Source organism: Fluviicola taffensis DSM 16823 (assembly GCF_943372375.1).
Lineage (GTDB): Bacteria > Bacteroidota > Bacteroidia > Flavobacteriales_D > Crocinitomicaceae > Fluviicola > Fluviicola taffensis_A.
Window position 1 is genome coordinate 85,814 of sequence record NZ_CALRYJ010000005.1, and the last position, 22,164, is coordinate 107,977.

The window sequence follows — 22,164 nt, forward strand, 5'->3', positions numbered from 1 at the left end:
TAGCTATTCGTTCCCGGAACTTCTCTTAAAAAACAAGTTTTGTATTAGAATCTAACCAATTTTAAAATTCTCCCAGAGAGGAACACGGATTTGCTTAAGGCAAACACAGAAGCAATTTTTATCTTCCGTGTACATCTGTTTCTCTGTGGAAAAAATGATAGACACAATACCCCTGCGGTGATTAACAACTATTTAAACAAAAAATCCCTCCGCTGTGGCGGAAGGATTTTCAAGAACTATATTTCTTTTTCTTTTATGGTCTTACTACCGGTCTTCCGGGATTCGTTGCCGGTGTTGTCGGTTTAGTTGTCGGTTCCACAACTGTTCCAGGTTTCAATGGTCTTACAGGTTCTGTCTTGACCTTCTCATCCGTACCTTCTCCACCGGTTGAACCTCCTTCATTTCCATTCCCTGTGCCATTCGTTCCACTTGGTTGCGCAGCATTGATCAAACATGACTTGGTATCTGTACCGGAGGCATTCGTAGCTGTAACAACCAATGGTGCTGAAACAGTTGACAAGGTCACATTCACAACAAATGAATAGGTCAACACATTGCTCTCGATACTTGAAGTGAATTCAACATTCGCTCCATTGTAAAGAATACTCACTTGGCTTGCATTGGATACATTTTGCACCGTTCCTGACATGGTTATACTTCCAACCTGGAATGTTGCAGGACAACGACTCGGGTTTTTCATCGTAATTACCGGTGCAGGGATTACTTCCGGAGCATTGTAGATAACCGTTTTGGTATCCACTGCCGTCCCTCCGGGAGTAACTGCTGTTGCCAGGATAACGTTTTCTCCGATTACAAATGAAGCGTTGAATCGAACTCCACCAGAAGATTTATACTCAAAGTTCGTCGCCACTCCATTCAACGTAACAGAAACTTGTGATGCAGAAGTGACACCCGTCGTCATGATTTGAATCGTTTGTGCGGACTGATCTGTTTCCAAAGGTGTCATGGATGGACTTGTAATTTGAATGGTCGGAGGCGGAACTGTTATCACCTCATTTCTCAGGACATTGATCGCTTTGCTGTTCTCACCACATTTATTCTTGGCAAGAATCACAAATGCATTCGGTCCAAAAACCAAGTTTCTATCCACAGTAATTACTCCTGTTTGCTGATTGTAAACAAATCCGATTACTTGTCCGTTTTGAGTAACAGTGATATCCGATTGACTTTCCACATTTGAAACTGTTCCGGACAGATTAAATCCATCAGAAGTAACTGATGACCCATTTGGAGTGGAACTACTTGTTATGGTAACTACAGGAGGTCTGCAAACGGCACGCGTAACTTTCCAAACCAATTGTTTCGTACCGCATTCATTTCTTACATAAACGGTAATCGTATGAGCTCCTTCTGTTAATGCTACTGTTGAAGTTACAGTATGTGAAACTTCATCGTAATTGAATGGAACGATAACTCCATCCAACTTGCATTGAATTTGAGAAACTTGCGTGATGTTGTTCGCAGTGGCAGCAATTGAAACTGACTCTGCTTCCGTAATCATTTCTTCAGAAACTGGCTTCAATCGGGTTATTTCCGGAGCGAAACAAGGGATCACTTTCGGTTTCATTATTACGACTGTTGTACTTGTCGATACACCGCATGAATTGCTTGCTTTTATTTCGATTGAATTTGACCCTTCAATCAATGTCAACACTTTTTCAAATTCAAGTGTACTTGTATTCAAACTTCCGGCTGCCTGCAGACTTCCATTCAAATAAACCTCGATCTGATTCACAGAAGTGATGTTCGTTACTATTCCCTTCAAAGTGAATTGCGCATTTTCAACACTGGTGTTCTGGGTCGCAGGATTATTGAAAGTAATGACCGGCTTATTACATGGAACTTCAATTCTTTTGAAGATGATTGAAGTGGATGCTGTATGACTTCCACCTGCATTAGTTCCGGTAATCTCGAAAATATTATTCCCGGCATTCAAGGTGTGGTTAAATGTCACTTCCAAAGTTGCAGGATCAAATGTCCAGAAGCTTGGATTAACAATGAGACCATCTTCTTTCAATACGATCTGAGACTGATTCGTCACATTTGTTACGTGTCCTTTCATGACATAAGCTGCTGAAGAGACCGTTTGACCCGGACTTGCAGGATTAATGAATGTCACAAGTGGTGGGTTAATCACCTCATCGCGTTTGTAGATAATCTGAGTAGCATCAGATGCGGTCCCTGCGGTATTCGTTGCAGTAATAGTGACACTATTCGCTCCTAAAATCAGTGACACATTCATCGTCAACACTTTTGTCGAAGTCGAATAGGTAAATCCGGAATACGGAGCACCATTGACCAATACCTGGATTTGTTGCTGATTATCTACATTCAAAACCGTTGCAGCAACATTGCTATTCGGCACATTCACCGTTTGAGGATTTGCAGCCGGATATGTAATTGTAACAACAGGAGGCAATGTTGGATTCGGAGCTCTGTAATTGATCACCGTCGTTTCCGCGTCTGAACCTGCAGCATTTGTTGCTGTGATTTCAATCACATTTGCTCCATTGACCAAACCGGTTGTGAATTCCATTAACTCACTTGAAGCAGTATAAATAAAGTTAGTTGTCGTCTGACCATTTATTTTCAAAACAATTTGATTTGCTGCGGTCACAAAACGAACACGTGCTTTCACCAGGTATGTCGCATTCAATGAGACAGCAGGATTCAAACTTGGATCGATAAACGAAACGATCGGAGGTTGAACTGCAACGGGTTTTCTATAAATGATCGTTTGAGTTTCACTTGCGGTTCCTGCACTATTCGTTCCAGTTACCGTAATGATATTTGCACCCTCAATCAACGTTACAGGGAATGAAGCAGCACTATTCACAAAAGTGAAAGTGGTAACATTCGTTCCATTCACATTTACATTGACTCCGCTTTGAGTTGTTACATGAAGCACAGATGCCACTACATTGTGCGTACCGTTCGAGGTCGTATAAGGATCCACATTCGGATTTGTAAACTGTACCACCGGCGGCTGAATCGTTGCAGCAGGTTTGTAAATGATCGTTGTTTGTCTGGAATCTGTTCCATCTGTGTTTGTTCCTGTAACTGTAACAACGTTTGCTCCGGTAACCAGATTCAACGGCTCTGTTACTCCGTTCGAAGCAGCGTTGTAAACGAAGTTTGGTAGATTCGTTCCGTTCAAAGTCACTTTCACCTGACTTTTCTGAGTCACATTCAATACCGTTGCATTCAAGTTGAAAACACTGCTTGAAGTCTCGTAAGGATTTGTTCCGGGATTTGTGATCGTAACAATTGGAGGTTTCGGAGCAATCCGATTATAAATGATAATCGTTGTCGCAGAAGCAGAACCTGCCGCATTTGTTCCAATCACCTCGAATACGTTCTGACCCGCATTCAAAATCACATTACTTGTGAATTTATCTGTTTGTGCATTGTATGCAAAGTTATTGTTGATTGTTCCATTTTGTTTGAAACTCACGTGTTGTGCATCCGCCACATTCAATACATCGGCAGTCAAAGCAAACGTGTTTTGATTGACCGTATACGGATTGATATTCGGATTGACAAAGTAGACAACCGGAGGTTGAACGGTTTGTTGCGGCTGATAAATAATTGTTGCCGTTTCGGTATCCGATCCATACTGATTTGTACCGGTCGTACTGACAATATTCGACCCTGTGGCCAGATTCAACGTCGCATTTATTCCTCTAGTGGAAGTATTGTACGTAAACACTGCAGGATTCCCATTCAATGTCATTGTAATCTTGTCCTTTCCAGTCACATTCAAGACTGTTCCAACCAAGTTGAAGATCGGATTCTGAACTGTTGTCGGATTTGAACTTGGGTTTGAATAAGTGACAACCGGAGGAGTTGGTGTTTCTCTCACATAGTTGATCACTGTTTGATCCAAATCGGAACCAAAGTCATTTGTTCCTGTTAATTCAAAGGTATTTTGACCGGGAACCAAAGTTACGATGCTTTGAAATTCCTGGGTGGAAGGATTGAATGTAAAGTTCGAAATGTAATTTCCATTTTGTCTGAAAATGACATTTGAGCTGGAATTTACGTTCTGGATCCGTCCTTTGATCACATAATTACTAGAATTAACCGTTGTTCCGGTAACACTAGGATTGGTAATATCCACAACAGGTGGTTTATTGTTCGCCTGCGTCCAATCAGGATTTGTTACAACCGGCTGGCTAACTGTATCTTGATAAGTAGTATGGTCGTAATGACTTCGTATGTGGAATTTCAAGTAAAAACTGGTATAGTGATACCAATCATTCGCATATTTCCCTTTTGCCTGGATATGACCATCGAAATTGTCGGCCATCGTAAACGTTGTTTTGTGTTCGATTCCCAAAGAAACACCTTTAGCCACCTGATAACCGATACCGATACCGACACTTGGCATAAATTTCCCCATACTTGCAGGTGAATTCAAGTCTGTTTCGAATTTCTTATCTGTCAGTCCATGAATTTCACTTTGAGTATATGAACTCGAAGCCAATTTGGTGGAATCATAGAGATAAGTGTATCCGTCAGACCCTTGTAAATCTCCTTTTGTGCGGTACCAAGTGTAACCGATACCTCCAAAAATGTATGGATCCCAACCAGTCCTTTCTCTCAGTTTATTTAAATGAATTGCCAATTCCAGGCTCAATTCATGCAATCTTGTGCCAAAATTCAACACTACAGGTTGCCCCTGAGTATTGTATTCATTGTAAACAGGATTCGCAGAGACATTGGTCGAATCGGTATTATACCCTTTCCATAATCCTGTCAAATAACGCAAACGCAAATCAAAACTGATTGGTTTTCCGTAGTTGTAATTGAATTGATGACCGAGCATCAGACCGTATCCCAAATCCAATTTGTGAGGAACATCTGTTTTAGTCCAAGTCGCACCGACGTTCAAACCCCAGAACCAACGACTATCATTGTCGTAATTCACTTTCTGAGAAAATAAGGAGGTGGTTACCAGTAGACTTACAATTAGCGTGTAAAAATATTTCATAGTCCAAAGTTTAATCTATTTCGTGCCTAACCATCATTGTGCCAAAAAAGCACAAAAACGGTTTCATTTAACAAAATTGACGGAGCGAAACTACGAAAAAACCATTAAAATATCCCTGAATGTATTAGTTTTACAATCATATACGCATTTTTTGCACATGAATATACGGGCTGTTAAAGTATTGTTAATCTCATTTTTTAGCGTGACTTCTGGTTTTTCCCAGCTGACAAATGATGGGTGCAATTCAGCTATTCCTTTATGTCCGAATGTAACTGTTTCCGGTTCAAATATAGGTGCTACGGCAACTGTATGTCCGGGATGTGAAGATGATTTCACTTTTTGCTTTTCCGGAACCAATAGTGTCTGGTATCAATTCAACACCAATGTAACCGGAGGAGATGTTACTTTTAACTTCAGCAATTTACTATTCAATCTTCAAGCAACGCGGGGCACGGAATTACAAGCAACCATTGTACAGGCACTTGTCCAATGTGATGCAGCAACATATACGATGGTGAGTAACTGTGAAGCGGGTTCATCAGTCGGCTTTTCTATAACAGCGCTAGGACTTCCTGCAAATACTACTTACTATGTCATAATCAATGGTGCTAAAAATGCAGGAGCAGTTTTATCTGCAGAAGCAACATTTGACTTGATCGGATCCGGAACCGGATTTGACAGACCTGCTCCGGGACTTTCAATAGGTGGACCAACAATTACCCTATGCCCGGAAAACCCAGCTTCTTTCACTGCTTATTTGACTAACTGCACAGATACGAGTGATTTCTTTTGGTCTGTAAATGGTATTTTGAAAGCAGTGACCCAAACTTCCTTGTGGCTTACAAGTGATTTACAAAACGGAGATGTTGTTTCTGTTGAATGCAGTTGTTTTGCCATTTGTCCGGACACGTTGAATTTTTCTTATCCCCCTGTTACAGTTGACCCCATCACCGTTAATGCCGGTTCTGATTTCACTATTCAGGCAGGAAGCAGTGTTCAACTCGCAGGTACTTCAAACGGAACCGATTTCATGTGGAGTCCGACACAGACACTGAATACTCCGTATTCGATAACAACCTACGCAACACCGGAAGAAACAACCACCTATACTCTGACTGCTTTAAATGCAAATTGTTCGCTTTCAGATGAGGTAACTGTTTTTGTATCCGACAACTTGGATATACCTGGTAGTTTCTCTCCAAATGGCGATGGTCATAACGACAAATGGATAATTGACGGAATCAGTTTTTATCCCGATGCACAAGTGGTCATTTACGATCGCTGGGGACAAAAAATTGCTGAAATTGCCGGATATAGCATCACAAAAGCTTGGGATGGCACCAATAAAGGAAAACCGGTTTCTGATGGAGTCTATTTCTATTCATTGGATCTCCGCCAAAATAACGACACCAAGCCGCTTAAAGGAAGTATTACAGTAATCCGCTGATGAAAAAGACGCTACTTTGTTTGCTCACCTTGATTAGCAGTTGTTCTTATGGACAACAGGTGAGTCACATGTCCCAATGGATGCATCATCAGTATGCCATTAATCCGGCTTATACAGGAATTAAGACCTGTCTTGAAGCGCAATCCACATTGAGAGGTCAATGGATAAAGGTAGACGGAGCTCCTTATACCGGCTGGGTCAGTGTTCATGCTCCATTACAAGCAAAGAGACGCCATTTTTTAAGTGCCAGACACGGTTTAGGAGGAATGGTTTATTTGGATCAGATTGGACCGTTTCAAGATATCCGGGTGCAATTATCCTACGCAGGACATTTCAATTTCTCTTTGACAAATCGCTTGTCCCTAGGCTTAGCAGTCGGAGCAAGACAACTTTCCTTTGATTTGAATGAAGCTAAACCATTAACTCCGGATCCGACCATTAACGGAAGCGCATCTCAAATTCTACCAACAGCTACCTTTGGCGCTTGGTGGAACACAAAGAACTATTTTATAGGATTCACATTGTATGAATTGATTCCACAAAAATGGAATGTCATCGGTATGAATGCACAATCCCAAATGCATTGGATGGTTACCGGTGGATATAAATTCAACATCAACCCAAAAGTGGATGTGTATCCAGGTATTTACGTTGCTTACACAAAGAATACACCCATTGAATTACAAATTCATGGGCTCATCGAGTTTCAACGAAAATTCAACCTTGGATTAGGTTTGAGAAATACGGATGCTTTGATTGCAATGGTCGGGTTCCGTTTCAAAGAAAAGTGGAAACTGGGGTATTCCTACGATTTCATTCTATCCAAAATGAGACCCAACACTTTTCATTCACATGAAATAACACTTTCTTTTTCACCTTGCAAGCAACAAAAGGAAAGTACTTCCGGCTGTGCCGATTTCGATTGATTTATCCGGCTATTCAGATTTCACTGTTTATAAGTATCTCTTTCCCTTCTCGATATAGGCTTATTTCTTTCGAAATTTGAGAATAAAGCATTTTGAATGAAAAAACAACTTTCCATAATCGCGCTTACTTGTGCATTAGCCGCATGTGTACCGGCAAAAAAATACAATGAGCTTCTTGAAAGAGAAAAGGTTTGCAGCGAAGAACTAAACAAATACAAAATTTCAAGCATTGAAAACGAAGGAAAAGTAAAGGATTTACAAGTAATGGCGGACCAATTTCGAAAGGACATCATTTCATTGAAGAAAGACACCCTTGAACTAGGTTCCAATCTTCGTTTCTTGCAAGCACAATACGATCTAATGGTTGCCCAAAATGAAGCATATGAACAAAAATTGGATCAAATGCGCATGAAGGGACAAAAAGAATCCGCAAACTATCAAGCAGACATTGATTCAAAGAATTTAGAACTTCAACGGAAAGAGGATGCACTTAAGACTTTAGAAAGCGAATTGATTGCGAAAGAAAAGTTGCTCATCGAGCGGGAAGAACGTGTAACGGAATTGGAAGAAATGATCAAACGTAAGGATGATGCCATGAAGCAATTAAAAACGCGCGTATCTGCTGCATTAAAAGGTTTCGAGAATAAAGGATTGACAGTAGTTGAAAAAAATGGTAAGATATATGTCTCTTTAGAAGCCAAATTGCTTTTTGCCTCTGGGAGTACAACTGTTGAGCCCGATGGTAAAAAAGCACTCATCGACCTTGCAAAAGTTCTGGAAACTGAGAAAGATCTGGAAATTATCGTGGAAGGACATACGGATACCGATAAGTTAGCTGCTACGGCTCATCCAAAAAACAATTGGGAACTAAGCGTTCTTCGTTCTACTGCTGTTGTTGAAATAATGATTGGAAACAGTAAAATGAATCCCATGCAATTAATGGCGGCAGGAAGAGGAGAATATCATCCTGTTGATGCAAAGGACAAAGCTAAAAACAGACGGATTGAAGTGATTATCTCTCCAAACTTAAATGAGTTGTATCAGATATTGGACGGAAAATAATTTCGTGGATGGACATCCAAGAAAGGCATTCAATTAGAGTGCCTTTTTTTGTGTATTATTTGTAACTTAAAGCTACAAAACAAAGGTTAATCAACATGGAACAGACATTAGTCATCGGAGCAACAACAAAAGAAGATCGCTATGCAAACAGGGCAATTAAGGCATTAAGAAGCCACAAATACCCTGTTGTGGCATTTGGTCAAAAACCCGGAACAGTAGAGGATGTGGAGATTGAGACAGAGTGGAATCCGAATTGGGAGATCGAAACCGTTACCTTGTATCTGAATCCGCAAAATCAGGAAGCATATATTGATCGAATTTTAGCGTTGAAACCAAATCGTGTGATTTTCAATCCCGGAACAGAGAATCCACCGTTTATTGAAAAATTAAGAGCAGCTAAGATTCATCCTGAAATTGCATGTACATTGGTATTATTATCAATAGGGAATTATTGATTGAACACAAAGCTTGCCCCGATTGCGGCAAGCTTTATTAATCACTAGGAACTAAGTGCTATGTGCTCCTTTAATGCATGAATTACAGTTTCCGCAATTAGGGAATGAAATGCATTTTTATGGTCCTCCGGAGCTGTCTCCAAAGCATTGTAATAGCGCAGTCTATTTTCCAATTCCCCTTTGATGTTTGCAATCGGATAACCGTTCTGCATGAGGATAAGATTCATAATCAATCGACATGTTCGACCATTCCCATCAATAAACGGATGAATTCGAACAATGCGCTCATGCATTTCTGAGGCCAAAATGATTGGATGAAGAATTGATTTGTTCTCTTTATAATAAACAAAAGCTTCTTCCATGAGCGGATTCAATAAATATGGTTCCGGAGGCAAATGGGAACTTCCGGAAATACGCACACCGATTGAACGGTAAACTCCAGCATTCTCACGATCAATCCCTTTAAGCACCAAATAATGAATCTCCTTTAGTACACGTTCAGAAAATACAGTCTTATTCTGAATCAATTCACTCAAATACTGAATCGCCTCCGTATGATTTATAACCTCCAAATGTTCCCTCACGGATTTCCCCCCAACGGTAATCCCATCATTAACGACAAGAAACGTTTCTTGCAGAGTCAATGTGTTTCCTTCAATTCGATTACTTTCATAAGTGTAATTCAGATTGAAGTACTCTTCCATTTTACGCAATTGTAATTGGTTCAAAGGTTTTTTAGAAGACCAAGCCTTTTGTAAATCTGAACATTCTTTTAATAGATCAGTTAATTCGGAACTGATTGAATTCTCTTGTTTTTTCTTATTAAGCTTATTATACTTTATTCGTCCTTCTGCAAAACTCATTGCTTGATCAAACAAATGGTCGTTATCTTCAAACAAGGTATAAATGCGCTCCCCTAACCAAACGGATCGAGTTGTATCTTCATTTAATTTTAAATATTCAATTAAGAGACCCAGATGTTTTTCAGAAGGCTGCCTGTCTCCTTTTTCATATTTATTTAATAAGGCAACATCAATACCGGAGAGATGCGACAATTCCTTCAATGTAAAATTGAATTGATTACGTGCATCTTTTAAAATCATCCCTAAACTCATCTTTGTTGACAATATTATTTTTGACAAATTTAGTCAATTTTTCGGGATAAAAAAATCCCCGACTAATTTTCGGGGAATCTTTTACAATATTAGCATCGCATCACCGTACGAATAGAACTTATATTTTTCCTTAATTGCTTCATGATAGGCTTCCATCATTAAATCATGCCCACAGAAAGCAGAAATCATCATCAACAAAGTTGAAAGAGGTGTATGAAAATTCGTCACCAAACTATCGGCAATACTGAACTCATATGGAGGGAAAATAAATTTGTTCGTCCAACCATCAAATGCTTTTAACATATTGTCAGTAGAAACAGATGTTTCAACAGCGCGCATAGAAGTAGTTCCGATAGCACAAACGCGTTTCTTGTTCTTCTTTGCTTCGTTTACGATATTGGCTGCCTTTTCCGTAATGATAACTTGCTCGGAGTCCATTTTATGTTTCGTTAGATCCTCCACTTCCACAGAACGGAAAGTACCCAATCCAACGTGTAATGTAACTTCTGCAAAGTTTACGCCTTTCAATTCCAAACGCTTCAATAACTCGCGGGAAAAATGCAATCCGGCAGTTGGTGCTGCAACAGCTCCTTCTTCTTTTGCATAAATTGTCTGGTATCTTTCTTCGTCCGTATCCTCAACCTCACGCTTAATGTATTTAGGCAATGGTGTTTCTCCAAGTTCAGTAATCTTTGCTTTGAACTCTTCATAAGGGCCATCAAATAAGAAACGTAATGTTCTTCCTCGTGATGTTGTATTATCAATTACCTCAGCAACCAATGAATCATCGTCACCGAAATACAATTTGTTTCCAATTCTGATTTTACGTGCAGGATCAACCAATACATCCCACAAAAGGCTTTCACGGTTTAATTCTCTTAACAAGAACACTTCAATCTTAGCACCCGTTTTTTCTTTGTTCCCGTACATACGAGCAGGAAAAACACGTGTATTGTTCATAATCATCACATCACCTTCTCCAAAGTAATTGATGATATCTTTAAACAAGCGATGCTCAATTTTTCCGGTCTCGCGGTGGATTACCATCAAACGTGCTTCATCACGGTTTTCACTTGGGTACTCTGCAATCAGTTCGTCCGGAAGGTCAAAACTGAATTCAGAAAGCTTCATTTTATTCATACAAGATGTATTTTTAGCGCTTTAAATCAAAAGAGCGCAAAAGTATAAAAAATCAGGGTATTTACAAAGGTTGTTCTTCAATGAATGTGATCCATTCTTCCACACTCTTGGAATCATTAATGTCATAAATTCCGGATTTGGTTCTTCGCAACGCAATTAATGTTGCTCCACAACCCAACTTTTGTCCGAAGTCGTGTGCAATGGACCGGATATATGTTCCTTTTGAACAAGAAATCTCAAAATCGATTTCAGGAAAACGGGCAGTGTCTATCTGGAAATCCATGATTTCGATTGTATTCGCCTTCAGTTCTTTTTCAATTCCAGCCCTGGCATAATCGTAGGCACGTTTACCGTCAATTTGTTTTGCAGAAAATAAGGGTGGCACTTGTTGTTGTACTCCTAAAAAACTTAATCGAACTTCTTCCAATTGTTCCGAAGTAATTCCACTGGTTTCCTTATCCGAATTATACTGCGTTTCCAAATCATAAGAAGGAGTTGTCTTGCCTAACAAGAACGTTCCTGTATATGTCTTTGAATCAGACGTGAGACCTTCGATGAGCTTGGTATGCTTTCCGATACAAATGACCAACAAACCGGTTGCCAAAGGATCTAGTGTCCCTGCATGACCAACTTTAAGTTTTTTCACTCCCAGCTTTTGGCGCAGATGCCAACGCAGTTTATTTACCGCATCGAAAGAAGTCCATTTCAAAGGTTTATCCACCAAGATGGTGCTTCCCTGAGCAAATTCCGTAATCATCAAATGATAGTTAATTTATATCCGGATAACAACAGGATTAGAATTATACCACCAACAATGATGCGATACCAACCGAATAACTTGAATCCATGTTTATTCAAAAAACCGATAAATCCTTTGATTGCAATGATTGCAACTATGAAAGCCACTACATTCCCAACTATCAATAAATTAACCTGATCACCTGATAATGAATCATGTTTTTCAAAAAAATCCAAGGTCTTCTTCGCAGTGGCTCCTAACATTGTCGGTAAAGCAAGGAAGAATGAAAATTCTGCAGCCAGCTTACGACTCATTTTCTGACTCATTCCTCCTACGATTGAAGCCCCCGAACGTGAAACACCGGGAATCATTGCTATACACTGAAAACAACCGACCTTAAACGCATCCCAATAGGTCATTTCTTCCATTTCATGGATCCTGGGTTTATTGAACCAGTTGTCTACAAATAATAAAAGAACTCCCCCAACCAATAATGAGATGGCAACTGCCATTGGATTTTCCAATAATTCATCAATATAATCAGAAAGCAATACTCCTAAAATGGCAGCCGGAATAAATGCTACAATCAATTTCAGATAGAACTGAACACTTTGGAAAAACCGCTTGAAGTATAAAACGAATACAGCAAGGATAGCCCCCAACTGAATTACAATCATAAACAATTTGGTGAAATCATCATTTTCAACACCCATTGCAGCTGATCCTAAAATCATATGCCCGGTTGACGAAACAGGCAAAAACTCAGTTAGGCCCTCAATGAGAGCCAATATAATTGCTTCAAACCAATTCATGGATTATTCTTCGGATTTAGAATTTTTTGCTTTCTTCATGATTCCGTAAATCATCACGACGAAACCAGCTACAATCAAAATAGGAGCAACTGTTATTCGAACCGTGGAAAACAATTCTTCCTCATGAAACTCTTTAGGAGAATCAGCACCACCGCCAATCATCAAGATATAGCCAATTATATTGATTGCTAAACCAATGAAAATGATTCGTAGGTTCTCTTTTTTAATTGGAAAGTCGAATTTATTGTTCATGATATAAATGAATGTGGGGCTAAATTAATATAAATCATCCAATTTTGCACGTAAATATTTGCTTAGTGCAAACCAGGTCGAAACAATCGTTAAAACACACCCAATTATCAACAAGGAAGCAAAAAGGAGCAGAATATCAATCAGCTTCAAATCAATCTCCACAACATCCAGGACATTATTCAATGCAAAAAACACCGTCATCAAGAATGCCATTCCTATAATTCCGGAAACCAAGCCCTGATACATCGCCTGCTTCAAGAAGGGTCTTCGTATAAATCCACTCGTAGCACCAACCAACTGCATGGTCTTGATGGTAAATCGCTTAGAGTACAATGCCAATCGGATAGTATTATTGATCATTGCAACTGCGACCACGATTAATAAGGATGCCACCAATAAAATCAGAAAAACAAATTGCTTGAAGCCGAGATTCACCTCTTCCAATGCCACTTTGTCGTAATTGACCTCCGCCAACATATCTCCATATTTGTTATTCAGGCGGGTTTCGATTTCCTTCATTCCTTTCTTGGTAACAAAAGAACTGACAGGTCGGAAATTGATAGTCGGAGGAAGTGGATTTTCACCTTCAAAAATGGCTAATATCTCATCTGAATTCTGATCTGCTCCCTTAAATTCTTCTATCGCCCTTTCCGGGGAAACAAAAACAACTTCTTTGAAACAATCCCATGATTTCAACTCCTGTCCTACCTGCTTGATATCTTCCGCATTGTATTCCGATTTAAAAAACAGATCCCCATGCAGATTTTCCCTGGCTTGTTTTTGCAGCGAATCCAAACCGATCACTCCTGCCAAAACCAACCCAATCATAAACAAAACCAACGAAATTCCGATTACGGTTGAAATGTAACTAGTTCGTAGTCCCTTCTTTCCTGTCTTTTCGATTCCTTTACTCATCAAACCAAAATTACACTTTTTAGTCACATCCTTTTTTATTAATTTGAGAAGCTATTAACGAAGAAATGAACAAAGTTCCCCTTTTTAAAATTCGTTACCTTGGTAATTAGAATAGTTTATATTTATAGCAACTTTAATTAAGATTATGATGAAGAGAAGACTATTTTACGCAGCATCACTTGCATTTATCGCTTTCGGAATGACAGCATGTGGAGGATCGACAGAATCAGCAACGGAGGAAAACTTGCCGGTAACCTACCAATTGGATGCAACTGCAAGCACCCTAAAATGGAAAGGTACCTATGCAGGTGATGGTCATACACACAACGGAACTGTGAAAATTTCTGAAGGTTCAATCAGCTACAAAGGTGATGCGTTCGAAACGGGAAGCTTTACTGTGGACATGAAAACAATCGAGAATGAATTGACTCCTGAAGAGGGTGCTGGTGATCTCAACGAATCGATCATGGGTGAAGGCTTGTTCAATGCAGCTCAATTCCCGAATGTCGAGGTAAAAATAAACAGCATTTCAGATAAGGAAATCGATGCAACACTAAAAGTTGCCGGAAAAAAAGTTCCCGCAAAAATGCCAGTGAAGATTAAGAAAACAGACAAAGAACTGACCGCAAAGGGTAAATTCACGATCGACTTCTCTGCAATAGATGCAGAAGGCTTCAAACCGAGCACTGAAAAAGGGAAAGAAACCCAATACATCAAACCGGGAGTTGACTTCGAATTGAATTTGGTCTTGAAAGCAGAATCAGCAAAAGAATAATCACTTATTTATAAGAACATTGAAAGGCTTTCCAGTTAGACGGAGAGCCTTTTCTATTTACAAGAACCTTAAAAACCATTTTTCACAATCAGGAAATCAATCACGCTTATTTAATACATTATGTTTTTTATTTAAAATAATGTGAAAATTAAATCTTACTGATTCATCGGATATGTTTTTGGAGTATTTTTGCGCCAAATTAATTCTCAGATGAACGTTTTTAAGTTTGGTGGAGCTTCTGTGAAAGACGCCAATGCCGTAAGGAATGTATCACACATTCTTTCCCTTTTCCCTAAGGACCAATTAATTGTTGTCGTATCCGCAATGGGCAAGACAACCAATGCAATGGAAGAGATTGTAGATTCCTTGTGGAAAAAGGACGAAAAACGTTACATGGAATTAGTTGAAGACCGTTATCAGTTCCATCAGTTGATTGTTGCCGAATTATTCCCTGAAAAACATTATTTCATTCACCAGCAAATGGATGAATTGTTTGAATCATTGAAGAATCGATACCACCTTCCAATTTCGGACAATTATAATTTTGAATACGACCAGATCGTTTCTTTGGGAGAGGTTTTATCAACCATGATCGTCGAAGCTTTCATGAAAGAGGAAGGTCACGCAACAGTTTGGGTAGATTGCAGAAAGATTATCCGCACCAATCACGAATACCGGGAAGCTGAAGTGGACTGGGCAAAAACAGAAGCTTTGGTGAACGAACGCCTAGTGCCTTTGTTCAAAGAAAAACGCATTGCAATTACACAAGGATTCATCGGTCACACTTCGGAAGGTTTCACAACGACATTGGGAAGAGAAGGTTCTGACTTTACAGCCGGGATCTTAGCATATTGCACGAATGCAAAAGGAGTAACTATCTGGAAAGATGTTCCGGGGATGTTGAATGCGGATCCGAAATGGTTTGACGACACAATCAAACTTGAAAAGATCTCATTCAAAGAGGCTATTGAACTTTCTTACTATGGAGCAAGTGTCATTCACCCGAAAACAATCAAACCACTTCAAAACAAAGGAATTCCGCTTTATGTAAAGTCATTCATCCATCCAAATGCAGAAGGAACAGTCATTCAGGAATCTATCGAATACGATCATTTGGTACCTTCCTTCATTTTCAAAATGGATCAGGTACTGATGTCTTTCACGCCAAAGGACTTTTCATTCATCGTGGAGGAAAATTTGGGTGACATCTTCCAGCAACTGGCATTTTATGGCGTAAAAATTAATCTGATGCAGAATTCCGCATTGAGTTTTTCCATTTTGTTCGACCGATCTAAAACAGAACCAATGAGGCTCGTGGAGAAGTTTAAAGACCAGTATTCCATTCGCTACAATGAAGGATTGGAATTGGTAACCATCCGTCATTATGATCAAGCCACAATTGACCGTGTGACCGTCGACAAAGACATTCTACTGGAGCAGAGAACCAGACAAACCATTCGAATGGTAATGAAAAATAAGTAAGGACGCGATGCACCCTGTCCTTACTTATTTTGTAACCAATCCTGTAAGTTTGTATTATCTACATTCAAACTTATGAAAGGACTTTTACATTCACTTTTCATCCTCGCACCTATCTTCACATTTGCGCAAGTCAGTGCATCATCAGACTCCATGTCCTTGTATTTCGAATTCAACAGTCACGAAATCAGTTTTCAAAACAAGCACAACTCCGACACCAAAGCAAAACTCTCAAAAATCAAAAATCAATCGTTGGTTCTTCGTGCATATACCGATTCAACCGGAGCCAAGGAATACAACATCCAATTGGCCGAAGCACGTTTAGAAGCTACCAAAAAGTTTCTGAACGAATCTTATCCGGGTCAATTTTCTATTCGAACAGAAATTGCCCTAGGCGAAGATCTTTCAAAAAGATCAGATGCCGAAAAAAGGCGTGTCGATATCCTTTTCTCCACTTCAAACACAACTAAATCTTCTAGTGGAAAAAGGAAGTCCTTTGAACTGGGAGTTCCGATCCAATTGGAAATTCAATTCATCTACGGAACGGATGAGGTAATAAAAAGCTCGTATGTTGATATTCAATTTCTAATGGAAACACTTCGTGCTGATCCATCATTAAATGTCACGCTTGCAGGTCATGTCTGTTGCGGGACGGATAGTCAAAATCTCTCAGGAAAACGGGCTGAACGCATCAAACAGATTCTGGTAATGGAAGGGAATATTTCCGGCAGCAGAATCACAGCAATTGGATTTGGAAACAGAAAACCCTTGTTTGTAGAAGATTCGGAAGCACACAAACAAGCAAACCGACGAGTGGAAGCAACGTTTTATAAAAAATAATAGGGATGTCCGCACATGCATGACATCCCTATCCAATTTATTTATGAAATATCTATTATGAATTTCCTTTCAATGGTTTCACCGATTTAATCGATTTTGCCATCAGGTCAATAATTATCTTTTCAAATCCATCATCACGACTTCTAAAAACATACGTGATTCCATCAATTACCTTTTGTCCGTATACATGATAAGTCTTATGCTCTACCCCAACTGATTTGGACGCACCTTTCTTTCCGTCCACTTTCAGCTCGCGTTCGTATAAAACGAAATCAGGCTCATCCACCAAATACTTGATCTTATAGAAATTCAAACCAGCCAATCGTTTTTTCTCTGAAGAAACCATTTCACGGTCGGAGCCCCAATCATCGATAATCATGTGAAAGTTCGGACCAACCATCAGCTCCCATTTAAAATCATCTTCCACATGAATGATCTCAGGTTGTGTTGATGCACCAATATTAGCTGTTTCATCAGGCAACATGATCATAATCGGAATATCGTACGGCTTCATTGAAAAACCCTGAAACTCATACAATTCCTCATCAGTCAATTCTTTACCTTCCTCTGAATCACCACAGCGAACCGCAACCAAGGACACTGCCAAAAGCAACAAAAAGATCGAAATTTTTTTCATACCTATTTTTTATAATCCATGTAATCGACTCCAAATGGAGAAGTAATTAGGACAAATATAGTTTTTTTATCAATTTTGACCCAAATTGATGGTTTCATTTAATTGAACCATCAAAGTTTGTTACTATTGAAGAAATTCATTTATTGCTCGTTAACTCATTCATATGGCAGGATATAAAATCCGGGATCTCGAAATTCTCACTGGTATCAAAGCTCACACAATCCGGATGTGGGAAAAAAGATATGGCCTGCTTACACCCCAAAGGACAGATACTCACATCAGAACTTATTCAGACGAGGAGTTATTGGTTCTATTGAATGTTTCCCTGCTCAATAAAAAAGGATACAAAATTTCAAGAATTGCGGATATGAGTATCGAAGAAATCTTCGCTACTTCCAAATCGATGCAGGATCATGCAGAAACAGATACCTCCATTGAGCAATTTATCGTTTCCGTTTTGCAATTGGATGAACAACTCTTCCAGCTGACGTTTCAAGAATTAAGTCACACAAAAAGCTTGTCTCTTATCTTTACGGAATATATTATTCCTTTTCTTCAACGGATCGGAGTGATGTGGCTGGTTGGAACAATCAATCCGGCACAAGAACATTTCATTTCTAATCTCATCAGACAGAAAATCATTGCGGCTATCGATTTACTGCCTATTCCCCATCCGGACCAGCCCAAAATAATCCTTTACCTGCCGGAACACGAATGGCATGAGATCAGCTTGCTTGTTTACCATTATCATCTTCGCTCAATGGGACTAAACAGCGTTTATCTTGGTCAAGCCTTACCCTACGAAGCCTTGCTCAAAACCGTCGCGGTTTTAAAGCCCAAAGCAGTAATATCAAGTTGGTTGACAGCAATGGAACCTCAAGGCATCTGTAATTATTTCAATCAGATTCAAACGGATTTGGCACCAATCACCATTCTTGCAGGTGGTTATCAAATTGATCAATTAGGATCTCTTCTACCAAACAACATTAAACAGATTCATACACTTTCCGATTTGGAAAATATCTGATTATAAGTTATCTGGTATACTTCAACCTGTTTTGTTTAATCTTTTAGTATATTTGTTAAACAAAACAATGATTCATGCACTTGAATCATTTAAAATTGTATATTTCAACGCTAGTAAAATTCAAATCATTACTTGCGCTAAAAATCTTATGAAGGCTGCGAGATGTCAAGAAAGAAAATAGTAGTTATCGGTTCGGGAATTTCAAGTTTATCTTGCGCATCTTTTCTTGCAAAAGAAGGTCATGAGGTCGTTATTGTGGAGCAGAATGACAGTATCGGAGGAAGGGCTCGTCAATTCAAAACAGATAACGGATTTACCTTCGACATGGGACCAAGCTGGTATTGGATGCCCGATATCTTTGAAAATTTCTATCAACAATTCGGTCATACAACTTCAGACTTTTATGAACTTATCCGATTAGACCCATCCTATCAGATTATCTGGAACAAAAACGATATTGATTCCATTCCGGCTTCCATTCATGAATTGGAAGAGTATTTTGAAAAACTGGAAATAGGAAGTAGCGTAAAACTGAGAGAGTTTCTAGCGGATGCTGAAAAAAAATATCAAATTGGAATGAAAGACCTGGTCTATCGTCCCAGCTTAAAATTGACTGAATTTGCAGATACCCGCATCCTAAGTGGTTTATTCAAAATGCACTTATTCACCTCCTTTGCATCCTTTATCCGGAAATACTTCAAAAACCCGAAAATCATTTCTTTATTGGAATTCCCCATTTTATTCCTTGGTGCAACACCGAAAGATACACCTGCTCTTTATTCCCTGATGAATTACGCAGACATTCAATTGGGAACATGGTATCCGATGGGGGGAATGTTTGAATTTGTAAAGGCTTTTGAAAAAATCGCATTGGAACAAGGTGTCACTTTTTCGCTAAACAATCGCCTTTTAGGATTCAATACTTCGAACGGAAAGGTCAAATCAATTAACACCTCCAAAGGGGAATTGGTTTGTGATTATGTCATTTCCGGTGCAGATTATCAGCATACCGAGCAATTACTGGAGAACAAAGCCAATTACGATTCCGCTTACTGGCAAAAAAGAACCATGGCTCCCTCCTCTTTATTATTCTATATTGGATTGGATTGCAAGGTTCCCAATCTCAAACATCATAACTTGTTTTTTGATGAGGATTTTGACAAACATGCCTCTGAAATTTATAAAAATCCAAAGTGGCCCAGCAAGCCCCTTTTCTATTTGAGTTGTCCATCCAAAACAGACCCTTCTGTAGCTCCTGAACATGGTGAAAATCTGTTTCTTCTGATTCCGATAGCTCCTGATCTGAAAGACACAGAAGAAAAAAGGGAATATTACTTTGAACTGTTAAAGGAACGTCTCATTGAAAAAATTGGTTTTGACATCAATCCACATATCGTTTATAAACGTAGCTATTGCATTTCCGATTTTGTAAATGACTACAATGCGTTTAAAGGAAATGCCTATGGATTGGCAAATACCTTAAAGCAAACAGCCTTGCTGAAGCCCCGCATTAAGAATAAACATTTATCAAACCTGTTTTACACGGGTCAATTGACGGTTCCAGGTCCTGGAGTTCCGCCATCAATTATTTCGGGAGAAGTGGTTGCAAAACATGTGATTAAACGAATTGAAAAACAGCGCTAAGGAATCAACTATGAAACAACTATTCGACACCCTTTCTCACGATATGAGTGCTATGACTACCAAAAGGTACAGCACTTCCTTTTCTATCGGCATTCATTTCCTTAGCAAGGACTTGCAAGCACCTATTCATGCAGTTTATGGATTCGTGCGATTTGCTGATGAAATTGTAGATAGTTTCCACGAATACGAAAAGAAAGAACTGCTTCAGGAATTCAAAGCAGAAACATATAAGGCACTCGAGCGTGGAATTTCACTGAATCCTATTCTAAACAGTTTTCAATGGGCGGTGAACAAATACAACATCGACCCAAAACTGATTGAAATTTTTCTTCAGTCGATGGAAATGGACTTGGAAACAACACAATACGAACAGGACGTTTATGAGCAATATATTCTAGGCTCCGCAGAAGTGGTCGGATTGATGTGTTTGAAGATTTTTGTTCGGGGAAACGAGGATGCCTATGCTAGTTTAAAAGATTCAGCCATGAAATTGGGCTCCGCTTTTCAAAAAATTAATTTCCTGAGAGACCTGAATGCCGATTATCATCACTTGGGTAGAACCTATTTCCCGGAAATGAATTTCGACGTATTTGATTGTGCGATGAAAACGAAAATTGAGCACGAAATCGATTTGGACTTTAAAGCCGGATATGAAGGGATCAAATTACTTCCAAAAGATGCACGATTTGGCGTTTATATGGCTTATCGCTATTACATCAAGTTATTCCACAAGATCCAAAAAACAGATGCAAAAGTTATTTTAGGGCAACGAATCCGCATTCCCGACAATAAAAAGTACCGTTTGCTATTTACTTCTTATCTTCGTCATAACTTGAATTTATTGTAAGTTTTGGAAACAGTTATATTGGTTAATGAGCAGGATGAGGTGATCGGCTCTATGGAAAAAATGGAAGCGCACCAAAAAGGTATTCTACATCGTGCTTTTTCTGTTTTCATTCACCGCGACGGGAAAATTCTTCTCCAACAACGAAGCTTGAACAAATATCATTCAAGTGGATTATGGACCAATACCTGTTGTTCACATCCACGTTCCGGAGAGTCGGTAGCGATTGCGGGAAATCGCAGGCTAAACGAAGAAATGGGAATTGATTGTTTGGTAGAACCTGCTTTTCATTTTATCTACCGTGCCCAACTAGATGGCGGTCTGATCGAAAATGAACTAGACTACGTACTTTTTGGCTATTATGACGGTCCCATTCATCCAAATCCGGACGAGGTCATGGATTATAAATGGATGGAATGGAATGAATTGGCGGAAGACATTCGGATCAATCCGAACCGTTATACTGCCTGGCTTCAAATATTATTGACGGATTATAAACAAACAATAGAAGAAATCCTTTTCTCATGAAAATCTTTCGTGCCGAACAATTCAATGCAGCGCATCGTCTCTTTAATCCAAAATGGGATGACGAAACCAACGACCGCGTTTTTGGTAAATGCAACAACCCCAATTTTCATGGACACAATTATAAGCTGGAAGTGGAACTGGATGGTCCGATCAATCCGGAAACAGGATATGTGATGGACATGAAAAAACTTTCAGATATCATAAAAGAGGAAATCCTGGAACGTTTCGATCATCGAAACCTGAACCTGGATTGCCCCGAATTCAGCGATTTGATTCCTTCAGCAGAAAATATCGCCTTGGTTTGCTGGAACATTTTGCGTGACCAATTGCCTTCAGATTTAAAATTAAAAGTGCGCCTTTGGGAAACTCCCAAGAACGGTGTTGAATATGACGGCAACTAAATTTTAAACGGAGAAAACTCTATTTAAAACAAAATAATGGTCGCACTAATCCTGTATGTACAGGATCCTGATTTGGTCTTGAAAAACTTCGTTTTTTCTTCTTATTTTTGCC

General features: G+C 39.3%; 20 protein-coding genes. 12 read left to right on the plus strand and 8 right to left on the minus strand.

Annotated elements, in window-relative coordinates:
• Positions 1–253 precede the first annotated feature (253 nt).
• Complete coding sequence (locus tag AAG807_RS09195; RefSeq protein WP_341902726.1) at positions 254–5,014, minus strand: Ig-like domain-containing protein; 4,761 nt, start codon at positions 5,012–5,014, stop codon at positions 254–256.
• 157 nt (positions 5,015–5,171) lie between these two features.
• Between AAG807_RS09195 and AAG807_RS09200 the strand changes: the two genes are divergently transcribed.
• From AAG807_RS09200 to AAG807_RS09215, 4 genes are all read left to right on the plus strand, one after another.
• Entirely contained in the window at positions 5,172–6,461 is a 1,290-nt protein-coding gene (locus AAG807_RS09200) for a gliding motility-associated C-terminal domain-containing protein (protein ID WP_341902729.1), read from the plus strand.
• A complete protein-coding gene (locus AAG807_RS09205) occupies positions 6,461–7,387 on the plus strand; it encodes a type IX secretion system membrane protein PorP/SprF (RefSeq protein ID WP_341902732.1) in 927 nt (308 codons plus the stop codon). Before AAG807_RS09200 ends, AAG807_RS09205 begins: the two co-directional genes overlap by 1 nt.
• A gap of 96 nt (positions 7,388–7,483) precedes the next feature.
• The gene (locus AAG807_RS09210; protein WP_341902734.1) at positions 7,484–8,449 is read left to right on the plus strand and encodes an OmpA family protein; all 966 of its coding nucleotides are present in this window, start codon (positions 7,484–7,486) and stop codon (positions 8,447–8,449) included.
• A 95-nt stretch (positions 8,450–8,544) separates the two neighbouring features.
• Positions 8,545–8,904 carry a CoA-binding protein gene (locus AAG807_RS09215; protein ID WP_341902737.1) on the plus strand — a complete coding sequence of 120 codons (360 nt, stop codon included), beginning with the start codon at positions 8,545–8,547 and terminating at the stop codon, positions 8,902–8,904.
• Between the two features lie 44 nt (positions 8,905–8,948).
• Here the strand turns inward: AAG807_RS09215 and AAG807_RS09220 are convergent, their stop codons facing one another.
• The 6 genes from AAG807_RS09220 to AAG807_RS09245 form a co-directional block, all read right to left on the minus strand.
• Complete coding sequence (locus AAG807_RS09220; protein WP_341902739.1) at positions 8,949–10,046, minus strand: Fic family protein; 1,098 nt, start codon at positions 10,044–10,046, stop codon at positions 8,949–8,951.
• Positions 10,047–10,100: 54 nt separating this feature from the next.
• Positions 10,101–11,150 carry a tRNA preQ1(34) S-adenosylmethionine ribosyltransferase-isomerase QueA gene (gene queA, locus AAG807_RS09225; protein WP_341903197.1) on the minus strand — a complete coding sequence of 350 codons (1,050 nt, stop codon included), beginning with the start codon at positions 11,148–11,150 and terminating at the stop codon, positions 10,101–10,103.
• A gap of 70 nt (positions 11,151–11,220) precedes the next feature.
• Entirely contained in the window at positions 11,221–11,916 is a 696-nt protein-coding gene (gene truB, locus AAG807_RS09230; RefSeq protein ID WP_341902743.1) for a tRNA pseudouridine(55) synthase TruB, read from the minus strand.
• Positions 11,916–12,710 (minus strand): undecaprenyl-diphosphate phosphatase, encoded by a 795-nt coding sequence (locus AAG807_RS09235; protein ID WP_341902745.1) that lies wholly within the window; start codon positions 12,708–12,710, stop codon positions 11,916–11,918. Before AAG807_RS09235 ends, truB begins: the two co-directional genes overlap by 1 nt.
• Before the next feature lie 3 nt (positions 12,711–12,713).
• Positions 12,714–12,962 (minus strand): DUF3098 domain-containing protein, encoded by a 249-nt coding sequence (locus tag AAG807_RS09240; RefSeq protein ID WP_341902747.1) that lies wholly within the window; start codon positions 12,960–12,962, stop codon positions 12,714–12,716.
• Between the two features lie 24 nt (positions 12,963–12,986).
• A complete protein-coding gene (locus tag AAG807_RS09245) occupies positions 12,987–13,877 on the minus strand; it encodes a permease-like cell division protein FtsX (RefSeq protein WP_341902749.1) in 891 nt (296 codons plus the stop codon).
• Between the two features lie 148 nt (positions 13,878–14,025).
• Here AAG807_RS09245 and AAG807_RS09250 point away from each other — a divergent pair, with 148 nt between their 5' ends.
• The 3 genes from AAG807_RS09250 (at position 14,026) to AAG807_RS09260 (ending at position 16,971) form a co-directional block, all read left to right on the plus strand.
• Positions 14,026–14,652, plus strand: coding sequence for a YceI family protein (locus AAG807_RS09250; RefSeq protein ID WP_341902752.1), 627 nt, complete (start codon positions 14,026–14,028; stop codon positions 14,650–14,652).
• 210 nt (positions 14,653–14,862) lie between these two features.
• A complete protein-coding gene (locus AAG807_RS09255) occupies positions 14,863–16,134 on the plus strand; it encodes an aspartate kinase (RefSeq protein WP_341902754.1) in 1,272 nt (423 codons plus the stop codon).
• Between the two features lie 72 nt (positions 16,135–16,206).
• Positions 16,207–16,971: an OmpA family protein gene (locus tag AAG807_RS09260; RefSeq protein WP_341902756.1), complete on the plus strand. Its 765-nt coding sequence runs from the start codon at positions 16,207–16,209 to the stop codon at positions 16,969–16,971.
• Positions 16,972–17,026: 55 nt separating this feature from the next.
• Here AAG807_RS09260 and AAG807_RS09265 read toward each other — a convergent pair whose 3' ends face one another.
• Positions 17,027–17,608: a hypothetical protein gene (locus AAG807_RS09265; protein WP_294858964.1), complete on the minus strand. Its 582-nt coding sequence runs from the start codon at positions 17,606–17,608 to the stop codon at positions 17,027–17,029.
• A gap of 163 nt (positions 17,609–17,771) precedes the next feature.
• Between AAG807_RS09265 and AAG807_RS09270 the strand changes: the two genes are divergently transcribed.
• The 5 genes from AAG807_RS09270 to AAG807_RS09290 all read left to right on the plus strand — a co-directional run bounded on the left by AAG807_RS09270 (position 17,772) and on the right by AAG807_RS09290 (position 22,052).
• Complete coding sequence (locus AAG807_RS09270) at positions 17,772–18,635, plus strand: MerR family transcriptional regulator (protein WP_341902762.1); 864 nt, start codon at positions 17,772–17,774, stop codon at positions 18,633–18,635.
• Positions 18,636–18,797: 162 nt separating this feature from the next.
• A complete protein-coding gene (gene crtI, locus AAG807_RS09275) occupies positions 18,798–20,279 on the plus strand; it encodes a phytoene desaturase family protein (protein WP_341902765.1) in 1,482 nt (493 codons plus the stop codon).
• Between the two features lie 10 nt (positions 20,280–20,289).
• Positions 20,290–21,126 carry a phytoene/squalene synthase family protein gene (locus AAG807_RS09280; protein WP_341902768.1) on the plus strand — a complete coding sequence of 279 codons (837 nt, stop codon included), beginning with the start codon at positions 20,290–20,292 and terminating at the stop codon, positions 21,124–21,126.
• 3 nt (positions 21,127–21,129) lie between these two features.
• Entirely contained in the window at positions 21,130–21,651 is a 522-nt protein-coding gene (gene idi, locus AAG807_RS09285) for an isopentenyl-diphosphate Delta-isomerase (RefSeq protein ID WP_341902770.1), read from the plus strand.
• Positions 21,648–22,052: a 6-carboxytetrahydropterin synthase gene (locus AAG807_RS09290; RefSeq protein WP_341902773.1), complete on the plus strand. Its 405-nt coding sequence runs from the start codon at positions 21,648–21,650 to the stop codon at positions 22,050–22,052. Before idi ends, AAG807_RS09290 begins: the two co-directional genes overlap by 4 nt.
• Positions 22,053–22,164: the final 112 nt, after the last annotated feature.

Coding starts and splice junctions, on each gene's coding strand:
- AAG807_RS09195 (WP_341902726.1), bottom strand. CDS start 5,014: ATGAAATATTTTTACACGCTAATTGTAAGTCTACTGGTAACCACCTCC.
- AAG807_RS09200 (WP_341902729.1), top strand. CDS start 5,172: ATGAATATACGGGCTGTTAAAGTATTGTTAATCTCATTTTTTAGCGTG.
- AAG807_RS09205 (WP_341902732.1), top strand. CDS start 6,461: ATGAAAAAGACGCTACTTTGTTTGCTCACCTTGATTAGCAGTTGTTCT.
- AAG807_RS09210 (WP_341902734.1), top strand. CDS start 7,484: ATGAAAAAACAACTTTCCATAATCGCGCTTACTTGTGCATTAGCCGCA.
- AAG807_RS09215 (WP_341902737.1), top strand. CDS start 8,545: ATGGAACAGACATTAGTCATCGGAGCAACAACAAAAGAAGATCGCTAT.
- queA (WP_341903197.1), bottom strand. CDS start 11,150: ATGAAGCTTTCTGAATTCAGTTTTGACCTTCCGGACGAACTGATTGCA.
- truB (WP_341902743.1), bottom strand. CDS start 11,916: ATGATTACGGAATTTGCTCAGGGAAGCACCATCTTGGTGGATAAACCT.
- AAG807_RS09235 (WP_341902745.1), bottom strand. CDS start 12,710: ATGAATTGGTTTGAAGCAATTATATTGGCTCTCATTGAGGGCCTAACT.
- AAG807_RS09240 (WP_341902747.1), bottom strand. CDS start 12,962: ATGAACAATAAATTCGACTTTCCAATTAAAAAAGAGAACCTACGAATC.
- AAG807_RS09245 (WP_341902749.1), bottom strand. CDS start 13,877: ATGAGTAAAGGAATCGAAAAGACAGGAAAGAAGGGACTACGAACTAGT.
- AAG807_RS09250 (WP_341902752.1), top strand. CDS start 14,026: ATGAAGAGAAGACTATTTTACGCAGCATCACTTGCATTTATCGCTTTC.
- AAG807_RS09255 (WP_341902754.1), top strand. CDS start 14,863: ATGAACGTTTTTAAGTTTGGTGGAGCTTCTGTGAAAGACGCCAATGCC.
- AAG807_RS09260 (WP_341902756.1), top strand. CDS start 16,207: ATGAAAGGACTTTTACATTCACTTTTCATCCTCGCACCTATCTTCACA.
- AAG807_RS09265 (WP_294858964.1), bottom strand. CDS start 17,608: ATGAAAAAAATTTCGATCTTTTTGTTGCTTTTGGCAGTGTCCTTGGTT.
- AAG807_RS09270 (WP_341902762.1), top strand. CDS start 17,772: ATGGCAGGATATAAAATCCGGGATCTCGAAATTCTCACTGGTATCAAA.
- crtI (WP_341902765.1), top strand. CDS start 18,798: ATGTCAAGAAAGAAAATAGTAGTTATCGGTTCGGGAATTTCAAGTTTA.
- AAG807_RS09280 (WP_341902768.1), top strand. CDS start 20,290: ATGAAACAACTATTCGACACCCTTTCTCACGATATGAGTGCTATGACT.
- AAG807_RS09290 (WP_341902773.1), top strand. CDS start 21,648: ATGAAAATCTTTCGTGCCGAACAATTCAATGCAGCGCATCGTCTCTTT.